This window comes from Sphingobacterium alimentarium (assembly GCF_004342685.1).
Lineage (GTDB): Bacteria > Bacteroidota > Bacteroidia > Sphingobacteriales > Sphingobacteriaceae > Sphingobacterium > Sphingobacterium alimentarium.
The window spans coordinates 1-15,714 of record NZ_SMBZ01000041.1; the positions used below are offsets into that span (position 1 = coordinate 1).

15 protein-coding genes are annotated in these 15,714 nt (G+C 38.8%); 2 read left to right on the forward strand and 13 right to left on the reverse strand.

Going from position 1 to position 15,714, the window contains the following annotated elements; all coding sequences use genetic code 11:
* The 6 genes from EDC17_RS13015 to EDC17_RS13040 form a co-directional block, all read right to left on the reverse strand.
* On the reverse strand, positions 1 to 795 hold a 795-nt coding region (locus EDC17_RS13015; protein WP_132778497.1), incomplete at its 3' end, for an ROK family protein.
* An 85-nt stretch (positions 796 to 880) separates the two neighbouring features.
* Entirely contained in the window at positions 881 to 1,180 is a 300-nt protein-coding gene (locus EDC17_RS13020; protein WP_132778498.1) for a hypothetical protein, read from the reverse strand.
* Between the two features lie 53 nt (positions 1,181 to 1,233).
* On the reverse strand, positions 1,234 to 2,325 hold the full coding sequence (gene aroC / locus EDC17_RS13025) for a chorismate synthase (protein WP_132778499.1): 1,092 nt from the start codon (positions 2,323 to 2,325) through the stop codon (positions 1,234 to 1,236).
* 124 nt (positions 2,326 to 2,449) lie between these two features.
* Complete coding sequence (gene aroA / locus EDC17_RS13030) at positions 2,450 to 3,700, reverse strand: 3-phosphoshikimate 1-carboxyvinyltransferase (protein ID WP_132778500.1); 1,251 nt, start codon at positions 3,698 to 3,700, stop codon at positions 2,450 to 2,452.
* Positions 3,701 to 4,813: a chorismate mutase gene (locus EDC17_RS13035; RefSeq protein WP_132778501.1), complete on the reverse strand. Its 1,113-nt coding sequence runs from the start codon at positions 4,811 to 4,813 to the stop codon at positions 3,701 to 3,703. It abuts the gene before it with no gap.
* A gap of 48 nt (positions 4,814 to 4,861) precedes the next feature.
* Entirely contained in the window at positions 4,862 to 5,686 is an 825-nt protein-coding gene (locus EDC17_RS13040; RefSeq protein WP_132778502.1) for a prephenate dehydratase, read from the reverse strand.
* A 601-nt stretch (positions 5,687 to 6,287) separates the two neighbouring features.
* On the opposite strand from EDC17_RS13040, the gene EDC17_RS13045 reads away from it, so the two are divergent.
* Both EDC17_RS13045 and EDC17_RS13050 read left to right on the forward strand, forming a co-directional pair.
* Positions 6,288 to 7,100: a DMT family transporter gene (locus EDC17_RS13045; RefSeq protein WP_243646151.1), complete on the forward strand. Its 813-nt coding sequence runs from the start codon at positions 6,288 to 6,290 to the stop codon at positions 7,098 to 7,100.
* On the forward strand, positions 7,097 to 7,714 hold the full coding sequence (locus EDC17_RS13050; protein WP_132778504.1) for an IMPACT family protein: 618 nt from the start codon (positions 7,097 to 7,099) through the stop codon (positions 7,712 to 7,714). Before EDC17_RS13045 ends, EDC17_RS13050 begins: the two co-directional genes overlap by 4 nt.
* Before the next feature lie 4 nt (positions 7,715 to 7,718).
* On the opposite strand, the gene rodA is transcribed toward EDC17_RS13050, so the two are convergent.
* The 7 genes from rodA to EDC17_RS13085 form a co-directional block, all read right to left on the reverse strand.
* The gene (gene rodA, locus EDC17_RS13055; protein ID WP_132778505.1) at positions 7,719 to 8,990 is read right to left on the reverse strand and encodes a rod shape-determining protein RodA; all 1,272 of its coding nucleotides are present in this window, start codon (positions 8,988 to 8,990) and stop codon (positions 7,719 to 7,721) included.
* 4 nt (positions 8,991 to 8,994) lie between these two features.
* On the reverse strand, positions 8,995 to 10,956 hold the full coding sequence (gene mrdA, locus EDC17_RS13060; protein WP_132778506.1) for a penicillin-binding protein 2: 1,962 nt from the start codon (positions 10,954 to 10,956) through the stop codon (positions 8,995 to 8,997).
* Positions 10,957 to 10,968: 12 nt separating this feature from the next.
* On the reverse strand, positions 10,969 to 11,493 hold the full coding sequence (locus EDC17_RS13065) for a rod shape-determining protein MreD (protein ID WP_132778507.1): 525 nt from the start codon (positions 11,491 to 11,493) through the stop codon (positions 10,969 to 10,971).
* Positions 11,486 to 12,328 (reverse strand): rod shape-determining protein MreC, encoded by an 843-nt coding sequence (mreC, locus tag EDC17_RS13070; RefSeq protein ID WP_132778508.1) that lies wholly within the window; start codon positions 12,326 to 12,328, stop codon positions 11,486 to 11,488. The genes EDC17_RS13065 and mreC overlap by 8 nt, the downstream gene beginning before the upstream one ends.
* 101 nt (positions 12,329 to 12,429) lie before the next feature.
* On the reverse strand, positions 12,430 to 13,452 hold the full coding sequence (locus EDC17_RS13075; RefSeq protein ID WP_132778509.1) for a rod shape-determining protein: 1,023 nt from the start codon (positions 13,450 to 13,452) through the stop codon (positions 12,430 to 12,432).
* A 158-nt stretch (positions 13,453 to 13,610) separates the two neighbouring features.
* Positions 13,611 to 15,275 carry a M1 family metallopeptidase gene (locus tag EDC17_RS13080; RefSeq protein ID WP_132778510.1) on the reverse strand — a complete coding sequence of 555 codons (1,665 nt, stop codon included), beginning with the start codon at positions 15,273 to 15,275 and terminating at the stop codon, positions 13,611 to 13,613.
* Positions 15,268 to 15,711, reverse strand: coding sequence for an acyl-CoA thioesterase (locus EDC17_RS13085; RefSeq protein WP_132778511.1), 444 nt, complete (start codon positions 15,709 to 15,711; stop codon positions 15,268 to 15,270). The genes EDC17_RS13080 and EDC17_RS13085 overlap by 8 nt, the downstream gene beginning before the upstream one ends.
* Between the last annotated feature and the right edge of the window lie 3 nt (positions 15,712 to 15,714).

Here is a 15,714-nt window from a genome sequence, read left to right on the forward strand (position 1 = left end):
TATAGTAAATGCTGAAAAATCTTGTTTTTTATTAATTAAATCCCAGGCTTTAGCAATATTTCCACCGATTATAAAATGATTACAAGGATGTTTTTGACTAAAATGATGGATAAAATCATAAAGTTGCTCACTGTATTCGGCTAAAAGTTGTTGACAGGCATCGGTATGTAGGTGTTTCTCAATAATATCCTTTAGTCCAGATTCTTGCATTTCAGAAAGTTCATAAAATCGTTTGGTAAACCAACGCGTAACCAAGTATTCTTCAAATATACTCTCTCGGTAATGATCTTTCCACAGGTCAGCATCAAATGCTTTCTCACCTTTATTCCAAACGGCGCTGCCCAATCCTGTTCCTAGCGTAATGCCTAATATACAGTCAGCGTTGCTTAATTCTCTACCGAAAACTTCACCTTGTAAAAAAGCTGCTGCATCGTTAATATAGCGAATATCTACAGTAGGATAGAGGAGTTCGTTTTTCAGAGGAGAAGTGATTTGTAACTCGTATAAGGCGTCGTACTTATTTTGGTTTTTCATATAGGAGATACCCTTCTCATACTCAAAAGGTCCTGGCATAGCAATTCCGATTTGACTGATCTGTCCATCAAATGTTGAGATGCAAGAGTTAATAGCTTGTGCCCAAGTTTGAAAAATCGATTTAGCATCTGCCAACGAGTTAACATGAATTCGTGTCAAAGTAGAGGGAACAATTTCCCAACGTTGGGTATGGACAATAGCAGATGTAATGTGTGTACCGCCAATATCACATGCCAATACATATGAAGAGTTTGATAACATGTAGAAATTTAGAATAATAATTGAATAGGTAAAGATAACTTTTATATTTAAATTTTAAAGATAAAAGTTGACAATAGGTTAATTGTTAGTTACATAAACTTCTATCTACATACGTTTTTCCGCCATTGCGGTTAATATAATAACAACCGCCGCGAGGTCCGCGAATATATGTTCGCGCATTAGAATTATTGTAGGTTGTATTGCTTTTTAACGTTTTTACGGAGTTCGTTGTATTAGTGGTTTTACTATTTGCGTTTACATATTGCCAAGTACCATTACTGCGTAGAATTACTTTCTTGCCGTCCTGTGTTGTTGCATATTGGTCTTGCGCTGACGCTTGAAAAATGATAAATAGAGATAGGGAAACCAGGTAGAGAAATCTCATAAGGATAATTGGCTTAATAGGTAAATAACTTCCGTAAAAATACGGAAGTTATTTTAAATATTGCTATATGCCTTTTGCTTAAGTAGCTGATCCGCTATTACAAGTGCAGCCATCGCTTCTACAATAATTACGGCGCGTGGGACTACACAAGGGTCATGTCTGCCTTTGCCGGAAATAGTTGTCTCTTCACCTTCTTGATTAAGCGTGGATTGATCACGCATTATCGTGGCTACGGGCTTGAAAGCAACTCTAAAAGTGATATCCATTCCGTTGGATATACCGCCTTGTATACCACCAGAGAAGTTAGTTCTTGTAACTATTTTGCCATTCTCTTGCGTGAAAATATCATTATGCTCGGAACCTTTGAGACGGGATCCATCAAAACCCGACCCATATTCAAAACCATGTACAGCGTTGATACTCAACATGGCTTTTCCCAATTCGGCATGTAGTCGGTCAAAAACTGGTTCGCCTAGACCTGCAGGTACACCACGAATAATAGTCGAGATACGTCCGCCTACTGTGTCGCCATTTTTACGGATTTGATCTATAAAATCAATCATCTCGTTGGCAGTTGCAGGGTCAGCGCAACGCACGATGTTATCTTCGCGGATTTGCAATAAAGCTTGTAAGTCTGAAGAATCCACATTGGGTGTTTCGATTTGTCCAGCGCCGGATACATGGGCAAATATCTCAATACCTTGCTTTTTTAAGAATAGTTTGGCTATAGCGCCCGCAGCTACCCGTGCCGCTGTCTCGCGTGCAGAAGAACGACCGCCACCGCGATAATCCCGGATGCCATACTTCATCTGATAAGTATAGTCAGCATGAGATGGTCGGTATTTATCTGCGATATGAGAATAGTCTTTAGAACGTTGATCTTCATTAGGAATGACAATGGAAATAGGAGTACCCGTGGTTTTTCCTTCGAATACACCTGATAAGATCTGTGCGGTATCGCTTTCTTTACGCTGCGTTGTAATTTTGGATTGACCAGGTCTGCGTTTGTCCAATTCAGATTGGATAAAAGCTTCGTCAATCTCAATATTTGAGGGGCAACCATCCACAATAACGCCAATAGCCTTGCCGTGGGACTCCCCAAAAGTAGTTATTCTGAATAATTCGCCGAATGAGTTTCCTGCCATGATGATGTGTTAGGGGCGTAAATATACTATTTGCTAACTAATAATTGTATAAACGTCATCTCGACGAAATGAGAAATCTAAAGAGAGATTCCTCGTTCGACTCGGAATGACGTTCAGAGTAATTTTATTGCTCGATATCAAAACCCTGTGCAGTTAAATGTTCCCAATACATCGGGTAGGATTTTTCTACAACATGGGGTTCTTCGATATGCACTTTTTCAAAAACCAAAGCCATAGGTGCAAAAGCCATTGCCATACGGTGATCTTCGTAGGTGGCAATTGTAATTGCTTCAGGCTCTTTTACATTGTCTGTATTCAAATGATAGACCTCATTGTCTTCAGTCAAGGTTGCACCAAATTTGCCTATTTCTTGCTGCAAAGCCGCAATACGATTGGTTTCTTTGATTTTTAAGGTTTCAAGACCTGTGAAAGAGACATTTCTTTTCAATGCTGCTGCGACAACAACGACTGTCTGCGCCAAATCAGGACATTCTTTGAAATCAAAAAATGTTTTGTCTGAAAGGGCTGATGTCTTCTCTAGCAAGATGCCTTTTTCCTCAAAAGTCGTTTTAACACCAAAATGCTCCATAATGGATGCAATAGCTATGTCGCCTTGCAGGCTGCTTTTCTTTAGTCCTGGTAGTCTGATTTCGGCTTCTTCTGCCAGCGCAACCATCGCATACCAATAAGATGCAGCACTCCAATCTGGTTCTACATAGATGGTGGATTGTTGTGCCTTTTGTGGTAGGATTTGAATGTTATTTCCTTCCCAATTGTGATTTATTCCTGCTTCAGCCAACATATTCAGCGTCATTGTCACATATGGGCGAGATGTTAATTCGCCATCAATCTCGATAGTGAGTCCTTTCTCCAAATGAGCAGCAACCAATAGTAAAGATGAAATATATTGACTACTTACGTCACCTTTGATGCTTACACGTTCTTGAGTCTGTGATAATCCTCCTTTGATATGCAAAGGAGGGTAACCCGCTTTGTCAACATAATTGATGTCTGCTCCAATGGTGCGTAAGGCATCAACGAGAATACCAATCGGACGTTGTTTCATACGCGCTGTTCCTGTCAATATGAATTCTCCTGGAATCAGATTGAGGTAGGAAGTCATAAAGCGCATTGCAGTTCCTGCGGGGCCAATATCGATTGTTTTAGTACCCTCGTGGGATGCCGCCTCATCCTGTAGCGCACGCGTCAAAAGGATAGTGTCATCTGCTTCCGATATATTTTCAATCGTTACGTTACCTTTGCTCAGCGCTTGTATAATAAGAGCACGGTTGCTCTCTGACTTAGAGCCAGTTAACTGTACCGTGCCGCCTATTTTTTTTGTTGAATGAGATAGCTTGATGCTTGTTTGTCTCATTTATGCCTCCGCCGTTGTTTTAACGTTCATAATCTCATTTTGCTTGCGAATAGATTCATTGTGCAATAGCTCTAAGTATTTCACCGTGAAATCTTCGCCAAGATTTAATGCTTTAGCCAATTGAACACGTTTTTGAACGATTTCATCCCAGCGTGAAACTTGCAAAATAGTTACGTTGTTATCACGTTTGTATTCACCGATCTGCTCCGCTATTTTCATACGGTCGCCGATAGTTTTTAAGATCTGGTCATCCAATTTGTCAATTTGCTGACGTAATTCTGCTAATTTATCTTCAAATGCCGGGTTGTTGGATTCTGGTTTACGCACATTTAGGCTGTCAATCAAATCCGCCAAAGCAGCTGGAGTCACTTGTTGCTTAGCATCAGTCCATGCTACAGAAGGATCTATGTGTGATTCGATAATCAAACCTTGCATATCCATATCTATTGCTTTTTGAGTTACATACGGAATCAATTCGCGGTTACCACAGATGTGGCTTGGGTCATTGATAATCGGTAATTCTGGAGCAATCGTTTTTAATTGGATCGCCAAATCCCACATCGGCTCGTTACGGAATGCTGTTTTTTCGAAAGATGAAAAACCACGGTGGATCGCGGCTATTTTTTTGATGCCGGCACGATTAATACGCTCTAATGCACCAATCCACAAGGATAAATCAGGGTTAACAGGATTTTTTACCAATACAGGGACATCAGCACCTGCTGCTTGCAATGCATCAGCAATCTCTTGTACGGTGAAAGGATTTGCTGTCGAACGTGCACCTACCCAAAGTACATCTACTCCAGCAGCCAACGCTTCTTCAACGTGTTTGGCAGTAGCCACTTCCGTCGCAGTCAACAATCCAGTTTCTTCTTTAGCACGTTTTAGCCATTCAAGACCTATGCTTCCGATACCTTCGAATTCTCCTGGTCGTGTACGTGGTTTCCATATACCCGCACGTAATACATTAACTTTACCTGTATTTGCCAATAGGTGAGCTGTAGATACCAATTGATCTTCGGTCTCCGCGCTACATGGTCCTGCAATAATAAGAGGCTTGCCGTTGGTATCTATCCATGCGCTTAAAGGGAGGATGTCTAAAGAATGTTTCATTTTATTTCAATTTTTTTATTTACAATTTGATTAGTTACTCGTACTATTTTATACTTTTTCGTTTTTGATATACTCGCCCATGATGCTGAAATTAACCGTATGCTTCAATACTTTACGGATAGCAGCGTCAAAATCGGACTGCTTTTTCCATTCTACATCTACATAGAAATCGTACTCATTACGACGTCCTACAACGGGCATGGATTGGATTTTGCTGAGATTTACATTTTGCTCCGCAAAGCATTGTAAAACAGACGCTAATGAACCTACGGCATTACCAGTTTGAAAGGAGAGTGAAGCTTTATTGGCTGCTTTTTGCTCTACAACTTCATTTGCTAATATCAGAAAACGTGTTGCGTTCTTTTTGTGTGTCTCAATTCTTTTCTCTAGGATATTCAATCCATAAATCTTGGCTGCATATTCACTGGCGATAGCTGCTGTGTGTGTTAATTTATCTTCACTTATTTTTTTTGCGCATCCTGCAGTATCCATTCCTTCTTTGATCGTCCACTCGGGATGCTCGCCTAAGAACTCATCACATTGTCGGATAGCAATAGGGTGGGATTCGACAAATTGAATATCGCTGAGTTTGACTCCAGGAAGAGCGAGTAAATTTTGCTGAATATTCAAATGTACTTCTCCTATGATGTGAAATCTATAGTCACGCAACAGATTGTAGTTGGGTAAAATACTTCCAGCGATAGAATTCTCAATAGCCATCACTACATAATCCGCTTTTCCGTGCTTAAGCATTTCGCAAGTTTGTTTGAAGGATCCACATTCAATAGTTTCGATGTCTTGGCCGAAATATTTATATGCTGCTTCTTCGTGGAAAGAGGCTTTTACACCTTGAATTGCAATTTTTATGCTCATGTTTTTATTTTTTAACAAAAAAAAGTCCCAGTATCAAACCGGGACTTTCGTATTTATATTTTATGATATTAACACAGTACTATCCCCTGACTTTATTGCTAAAGTAATAGAAGTTAAAATAATAAAATGTGTTAATGCGTTGCATATTGTCGTTTTGATATTCCAAAGGTATACGAATATTTTTTAATTCCAAAATATTTATAAAAAAATATTTTTTCCTTCATTTTATTTGCTGTTTTTTTAGTGAAATTATGATGAATATTTATAATTTTTTTTTATGCTTAAAATTCGATTATATTTATTGATTAGTTGTGTTTAAAATATTGTAAATAAGTTAATTGTATTTTATTGTACAAATTTTTATTAATAATATTGCACTATTTTTATTGGTTTTTATGTTATTTTTATGCTGTATTTTTACCGATTTTTATTTAATATTCTACGCAACTTTAATAGAAAAAAAATGATAAAATATGGGCTTATATTCATCGATTTTAGGTGGGATGAATAATTCAGATATATTTAATATACTTGTAACCTAATAGCTTTGGGTCTTATGATATATATCCTGATTAGTGTTTGTTGTAGTGTAATAGTAGGGATGATTATAAAAATTGCCAGACAAAACATGGTGAATGTACAGCAACTTGTGCTTTGGAATTATCCTACCACGGTGTTGTTGACCTATATCTTGCTGGAGCCGTCTTGGAACAACTTAACTTGGAAATCCCTTCCTTATCAATTCTATGTTCCACTGACAATTTTACTGCCTTCACTTTTTATATTCATTGCATTAGCTGTCAAATATAGTGGCATCGTCAAAACGGATGTAGCGCAGCGTATGTCCTTGTTTATTCCTTTAATAGCTTCTTTCCTGCTTTTTAATGAAGTAATCCAGGTTAATAAGATTGTAGGGATTATTGTGGGACTCGTGGCTGTGGCCTGTTCGGTAAGTTGGGGTAATCAGTCGAGTAACCGAATGCGTAAAAATTCTATCTATCCGATAATTGTATTTTTCGGAATGGGAATTATCGACATACTCTTTAAGCAAATAGCTCAGTATACGCAAATCCCGTACATTACTTCCATGTTTATTGTTTTTGTGGGCGCCATGTTATTTGCTTTCCTATTGTTAATTTATGAGACGCAAATTAAGAAGAAATCTTTTGACAAGTCAGCAATAGTGTGGGGATTGTTTTTGGGTTTGTTTAACTTTGCGAATATATTTTATTATATGAAGGCGCATCGCGCCATTTCTGACAATCCATCCATCGTATTTACAGCAATGAATGTCGGTGTGATTGTGCTCGGAAGTTTGGTCGGCGTATTTCTATTTAGTGAAAAATTAAGTGTTACCAACAAGATTGGATTGGCATTGGCTGTCCTGTCCATATTTTTAATAGCATACCTGTGAGTTTATTTGAAGATACTTATTATACGATCAACGACACGGCGGAAGGAATCTTTCGCGACAAGGGAAGCAAATTTATAGCTTATGCCTATCCATTCAAGGATGAAAATAAGTTAAAAGAAATCATTGCCGAACTCAAATCTCTTCACCCCAAAGCGCGTCACCACTGTTGGGCTTACAGGTTGTCTCCCGATCGATCGGTATTTCGGGTGAATGATGATGGGGAGCCATCGGGCACTGCAGGAAGACCTATTCTGAATGCACTTTTATCCAAGGATGTTACGAATATATTGGTTGTGGTGGTGCGTTATTTTGGAGGCACCTTACTGGGGGTACCGGGATTAATCAACGCCTATAAGACCGCGACACAGGAAGCTCTCGAAGCAGCGACTATTGTGCAGAAAACGGTCAACGATGTATATCAGATAGATTTTGAATATCTGGCGATGAACGATGTGATGCGTGTAATCAAGGATGAAAATCTTACCGTTTTCGAGCAGCAATTTGACAATGCATGTACTATGACCGTTGAAATGCGAAAAATGCAAGTCAATGCCTTTGTTCAGAAGATGGAAAAGATCGAGGGTGCACAAATTACGTATCTACGAACCCTCTAGTTTACTAATTCGGCGACAAACCTTTGCGTGCTGAATCAAATTTCAGCAAGATAAAGAGTAGAATTGTAAAACTCCATAACGAAGAACCACCATAACTGATAAACGGCAGCGGTATACCGATTACAGGCACGATTCCTATCGTCATACCAATATTGATAAAGAAGTGGAAAAATAGGATGGAGGCTACTCCATAGGCATACACACGTGCGAAAGTTGTACGTTGCCTTTCCGCTATATGTATAATACGGAAAAGCAAAAACACATAAATTCCAATCAAGAAAATACTGCCGACAAATCCCCATTCTTCCCCCACGGTACAAAAGATGAAGTCAGTGCTTTGTTCAGGCACGAAGTTGTATTTTGTTTGTGTACCCTGGAGATATCCTTTACCCAGCAATTTACCTGAGCCTATAGCGATCTTGGATTGATTAAGATTATACCCCTCGCCTTTAGGATCGTCCATTTTACCCAATATGACATCGATACGATTGCGTTGGTGGGATTGCAAGATGTTATCGTAGGCAAAATCCACACTCAAAACATAGACGCTGGCAACAGCAAAAATAACACCCATATCAATTAGGTATTTGCGCTTCTTACCCAAAAGAAAAATAAAAACCAAACAAACAGCTGCGATGATACCGATCAATATCCATTGATTTACCAATAATGCTAAAACAAAAAGTAGGATGGCAAATCCGCCTAAAATAAGAAGTTTTGTGCCTACATAGCCTTCTCTATAAAAGACAAAAATCAAGGAAAAGAATGCTAAAGCAGATCCAGTATCGGGTTGCAACATCACCAAAAACACGGGAAAGAGTACAATGCAAGCACCAATTGCCAAGCCTTTGAGGGATGGGTTTTTATTGGTCTGTGTATTTAGAAAATAAGCGAGAAGTAAACATGTAGCCAGCTTACCAAATTCTGATGGCTGTAGACGGAAACTTCCGAGAGGTATCCAGGCTTGATTACCACCTACATTTCTACCTACTATCAGAACGGCCACCAATAACAGAACGACCACAACATAGATAAAAGGAGAGGCCGAAATAAAGAATCGCTGATCAATAATCAGGATACTGAATCCAATGATTATTGCCGTGAAAATATAAATCGACTGTTTACCATAGTTTGTCGCCATGCTAAAGAGCCCCGGATTCTCCGGATCGTATACTGCCGCATGGATGTTGAACCAGCCAATAAGACATAAGATAAGCCATAGACATATGGTTAGCCAGTCTATTCTTCCCAAAAATCCTTTCTTATCGTTGTGCATAGATTTATCGAACTTGGCTATGATGTACTAATAATTCTCGTTTCTTATTGTCTTGATAAAAAGCAGTTTGTGCTTTGTTATTTGCTGCTTTACTTTTGTCAGTGCTGTCTTTTTTCTCGCGAACTTCAGGTTTCTTTTCTGTAGTTTTTACTTTTGGCAAAATACTCGCATTCAAGATACGATCTTGTACATATTTTGGAAGGCTCACAGTATCACGAATGTACTTCTCAATAAGCATACTCGCAATTGGCGCCGCCCATGTACCGCCATATCCAGCATTCTCAACAAACACTGCAATAGCGATTTTTGGATTATCACGAGGGGCAAAAGCAAAGAACACAGCGTGGTTTTCACCATGAGGGTTTTGCACGGTTCCTGTTTTCCCACACATTTCTATTCCTGGAATTCTTGAAGCTGTAGCAGTACCGCTCGATACAGCACGACTCATACCTTCAATTACAGGTTCATAGTGTTTTGCATCCACACCTGCCCAGATTTTTTCGGTAAATTCTTTCTTTACAATTTTCTTTTCACCAATCCCTTTAATTAGGTGTGGGCGATAATAATACCCTCTGTTTGCTACGATAGCCATGATATTAGCCATCTGCAATGGGGTGATACCCAATTGTCCTTGACCAATAGATTGGGATATATTATAACTGGAAGTCCATTTATCACTTCCAAAGTGCTTGGTATAATATTCGGAAGGGAATACGTTGCCGCCTTTTTCGCCGGGTAAATCAATGCCCAAAGGATTACCTAACCCAAATTTTAATAAACCATCACGCCATAAATCGTACGCTTTGTGTGTCGGCATACCTCGGCTATCCAACATTTGGGCGTATACATATCCATAATATGTGTTACAAGACTTTTGAATAGATTTAACCAAATCAGTAGGGCCATCTACGTGAGTACAGCGCATTATGGCATTTCGACCGTAGCGATAGCCTCCTGGACAATGGAATATCGTCTGCGGATTGATGATGCCAGCCTGCTGAGCAGTAAGTGCTGCTACGACCTTAAATACGGATCCTGGAGGGTAGGAAGCTTGTATCGGACGATTAAACATCGGTTTGTAGGGGTCATACAACATCTCCATGTAGTTGTTCCCGCGCTCACGACCTACCATAAGGTTCGGATTATAACTCGGACTACTTACATACGTTAAGATTTCACCCGTCGAAGGTTCAATCGCTACAACGGATCCCAACTTATTTTTCATTAATTTTTCGGCAAGGATCTGCAACTCTTTGTCCAATGATGAAATCAAACCTTCACCCGCAATGGCCAAAGTATCGTATTTTCCATCCATAAAAGACCCCTGAGGTCGATTCAAAGCATCTACCATTTGATTTTTAACGCCACGGGTGCCGCGAAGTAATTCTTCGTACGAACGCTCGACTCCCGAAGCACCTATATAGTCACCAGAACGATAGAACCCATTGGAGCGCTCAATATCCTTATCATTTACTTCTTGAATATAACCTAAAAATTGAGCCGCAATGCTGTCTGGATAGGTACGGATATTACGGTCAACAGTATAAAAACCATTGAATTTATCCATATGCTCCTGCAATACAGCAAACGTTTCTTTGGGAATTAATTTCTCAAAGATAGAAGCGCGGTAAGGGGAGTGTTCTCTTGCCTTTTTAATGCGTTTGTCAAAACCCTCTTTATCGATACCAATTAATCTACACAATAATGCGGTGTCAATATTACGTGTCTCACGCGGAATAACCATTAGATCATATACGGGTTCATTCTGAACCAATATTTTGCCATTACGGTCCAAAATTACACCTCGGGCAGGATATTCAATTACTTTACGTAATACATTGTTGTTGGCTGATAATAAGTATGAATCATCGATTACTTGCAGATAAAATAGGCGAGCAACTATAGTGAGGGCTATAATAAGAATGATTCCCTGAATGACATATTTTCGTTCAAAATAACTATTCATGATTCATTTTTATTAATTAATTATACGAGACTTTTTCTGATACGTTAACAAGCTAATCACCAATATTATTAAGATGGTAAATAAGGAACTTAATATGATGCTCATTAACGTTTGTATAAAATTAGAGAATGTAAAGGCTTCTATCAAAAACAAAATCAAATGGTGGATGATGACACCAAAAAGAATGTAAGTGCTAAACCATTTAAATCCCATAATACCCCATGAAGGAGTAATGAATGAAGCTTGATCATCCAATTCTATCGTGATATTATGGAAGAATATACGAAAAAAAGCCAACGCCACACACGCTGCTGCATGAATGCCGATGCTATCGTAAAAAGCATCAATACTTAATCCCGTCAATAAGGCTAAAACAAAGAGTACAAAATTAGATATTCCAATGGGAAGCAATAAAATAATCAGCACATAGGGAAAAGCCACAGCCATATTGTAATAGCCGATATTCTTCAATAATGCTACTTGAACAATAATTAAAATTACATAACGGATTATATTGAAAATAATAATTTTAGCCATTATTGTCGTTTAAAGATTCCAGTTCTATTTTTTCTTGTGCTAATTTATCCTTCACGATATAGACGTGGGTCAATTTTTCGAATTTTGTAGTGAGCAGAATACGAACATCTTTAAAAGAACCACCAGTTACAATGTCTGTCTGCACAATATAGCCTACTTTTATTCCTTTTGGGAATTTAGTAGAATAGCCCGAAGTATAAATCGGTTGGCCAACATATAATTTTACGTGATTAGGGATATCACGAACCATGGCAAATCGAGGTTCTGTATTTTCGCCCCATACCAAAGAACCAAAGGCAGAAGCCGTAGAGTCTATGGATACGGATATTTTTGTATCAGGGTGAAGAAGTGATTTCACCGTGCTGAAATGATTTGAAACATGCATTACTGTACCCACCACACCATTAGAAGTGATCACACCCATGTCTTTTTCTATGCCATCCAAAGATCCTTTGTTGACTGTGATATAATTTTTCTTAAGGTGGACACTGTTATTGACCACAGAAGCAACTATAAAATCATAATTACTCGGATTTTCGATAGAATCACTTAGAGCAGTTAATTTGCTCGTGTCATTGCCCGTCACTTGTTGTAGCTGATAGCGGAGAAGCGCATTTTCGTCCAATAAGTCTTTATTGACTTCAGTCAAATGCATATATTCCTTCCACGAATTAACTTTGGTATAAAAAGAGCCTACGACAATGTTGGATGAGTTGACAAAGGAAGAACGTTGGTATTGGTTGTTATTAATTACCAAAACTAGGGAAAACACGAAAAATAGTATAAACCAAAAAACGGAATTATATCGGACCAAGAAAAGCCACAGGTTTTTCATGTAAGGGCGTTGATTATTAGTAAGTTTCTTGTTAAAAAATACGCGATATAGAAGAAGTATTACTTTTCTATATCGCGTCTAAATATTTTATATTGAAGAGATTATTGCATTAAAAATTTAAATCTTCCAATATTCTTTAATGCGATACCTGTACCGCGAACTACCGCACGCAGTGGATCCTCCGCAACGTGAACGGGTAGTTTTGTTTTCGCTTGAATACGTTTGTCAAGACCTCTTAACAAAGCACCACCACCAGTCAAATAAATACCTGTTTGGTAAATATCTGCCGACAACTCAGGAGGAGTAATCTCCAACGCTTTTAAGATTGCTTCTTCGATTTTGGAAATAGATTTGTCAAGACAGTGCGCTATCTCCGTATATGAAACGGTAATTTGCTTTGGAATACCCGTCATTAAATCACGACCCTGTACAGCAAAGTCTGCTGGTGGATCTGACAATTCAGGAAGGGCAGCGCCTACTTCGATTTTAATTTTCTCAGCAGTACGGTCACCAATCATAATATTATGTTGACGACGAATATATTGAACTATATCCGAATCAAAGTTGTCACCAGCTACACGAATGGATTGGTCACATACTATACCTGATAATGCGATAACCGCAATCTCAGTAGTACCACCACCGATATCGATAATCATATTACCTACAGGTTCTTCTACATCGATACCAATACCTACTGCGGCTGCCATAGGCTCGTGAATAAGGTATACTTCTTTGGCACCAGCGATTTCTGCAGAGTCACGTACGGCACGTTTTTCCACTTCTGTGATACCCGATGGGATACATACCACCATACGGAGTGAAGGGAAGAACCATGATTTACCGTTATTAACTAGCTTCACCATACCGCGGATAAGTGCCTCAGCAGCTGTGAAATCCGCAATTACACCATCTCGCAATGGTCTTACAGTGCGTATATTGTCGTGTGTTTTACCTTCCATTTGCATCGCTTGCCTACCAATAGCGATTACTTTGTTGGTGGTGCGATCAAATGCAACTATTGAAGGTTCATCCACTACTACTTTGTCATTATGTATAATTAGGGTGTTTGCTGTCCCCAAGTCAATCGCAACTTCTTGCGTAAACCAATTGAATAAACCCATTTAAAATGTACTGCTTCTTGTTAAAAATTTGAACAAAATTAACTAAAAAAAACTGATATTGATAATAGCTATTGGATAAAATGAATAATAAATTATTATTTAACATTTACCCATTTAAGAGCTTATTCCTTACTTACCAAAACGTCAATCCCTAACGGTTATTGTATTTCAACTTTAATATAATAATTGAATGTATCTATAGTAAGATTGTCTTTTTTAAGGTCTTGAATATCAATTAATTTAAATTCTTTATCTAAATCAAAACGATGATTTGCTTTACCTAACCCCAAATGAACTGGCATATTGAAATCCGATACTTCTGTTTTCCAGCGCGCATAGGCATGTCCATCCTGATCAAATTTCACTTGTAATGTTGGAATGCTGGTGTGTTGAATATATTGTTCAAATACTTTTTTCAAATCCAGAGCAGCATGTTTTGAAATATATTTTAAAATGTCGTTATAATCCACTTGCTGATGGCGGAAATCCCGGTTGAGGCTTCTTAAGATATATCGCCACTTTAAATCATCGCCGATCATGGTCCTTACCATATTCCAAAATACCCCTCCTTTGACATACATATCTCCAGAACCTTCTTTGTTGACATGATAGGGGCCTTGCATAGGGATATCATTTTTAATTCCCTTGCGATTGCCGTGAATGTACGCCTGTCCCGCTTCTTTGCCATAAAAATATTCAATAAATAAGGCTTCGGAGTAGTTGGTAAAGCTTTCGTGAATCCACATGTCCGCTAAATCTTTGGCCGTAATATTATTTCCAAACCACTCGTGGCCACTTTCGTGTACGACTATGAAATCCCATTTTTTACCCCAGCCCGTATTCGAACTATCATGACCTAAATAGCCATTCTGGTATTTATTTACATAGGCAATGGCGGATTGGTGCTCCATCCCCAAATGAGGTGTTTCGACAAGCTTATAGCTGTCTTCAAAAAATGGGTAAGGACCGAACCAATATTCCAATGCCTCAATAGTTTGCGCCGCATTCTTCTTCAAGTGTGCAATTTTTTCGTCAGTGGCATTCTCGCGAAGCAAATAATAATCTACATAAAGTGGTCCATCTTCCGATTTTATTTTCTCGCTGTAACGTACATAGTCGCCGATATTAAGTGCCACATTGTAATTATTAATTGGGTTGACGACGCGCCAGTGGTATTTGTTATAGCCATTATCCAAGGAATCCACTTTGATAAGGCGACCGTTTGATACATTCATTAGATCTTTGGGCACAGCCACCGATATTAACATGCTGTCTGGTTCATCCGATTGATGATCTTTGTTGGGCCACCATGCGCTAGCACCCAAACCTTGCACTGCTGTAGCCACAAAGTGCTTCCCGTTGCTATCTTTCTTCCAATCAAAACCACCATCCCAAGGTGCGCGCGTAGCTTGTACAGGATTGCCAGAATAATAAACCTTGAAAGAATCGATAGAACCTTTTTTTATTGAAACCGGGAAAGTAACGAATACTGCATGGTGTCGACGCTCAAAGGGTAAAGTTTTACCCTTATATTCGATTTTATCAACGGAGAGATTATCAAATAAATCAAATTGCAGTTTGTCGAAATCTTCAACCGCCTTAAATTTAAAGACATTGGATCCTTCAATGTATTTGTTGTCCAGATCCACCTGAATATCTAGATGATAGTACTGCACATCATAACATGTGCGAAGAGGTGTTAACTGACCTCGCAAAGAATCCGCTTGAGAAAATATTTCTTTTGCACGAATCAATTGCGCTTTGCTGGGAGATGAAATACATAGAGCTGCTAAGCAGACTATGCTGGCGTATATTTTATTCATTGATTTCAATAAAATCTGAAGTTTTAGGAATATTTTGAATAATTGGCTTCCATGACTCAGGAAGATTGGTGAGCTTGCGGGTCGTGAGATCCAGCCAAGCCCCATCGACATTCACGATAGCGGCTACTTCACCCGATGATTTGAGCACTTCATGGCGAAAGGAAAATCGTCCATTTAATGTATTTAACTTGCTCAGCGCCGTGCTAACTTGGATATATTCATCCAGCATTATTTCTCGCTTGTAAATCAATTCTTCTCGAAATAATATAGGTCCAATTTTATGTTGGGCAAACTGATCAAGTGATAGGCCCAACGTGTTGAGCATATTGCTTCGTGCCTGAGCGCAGAAATCCGCATAGGCTGAGTGTCTTAAGTGTCTATTTGCATCTATTTGAGACCACAGGACTTGGCCTTCATAGAAGATATTTTTATCCATATA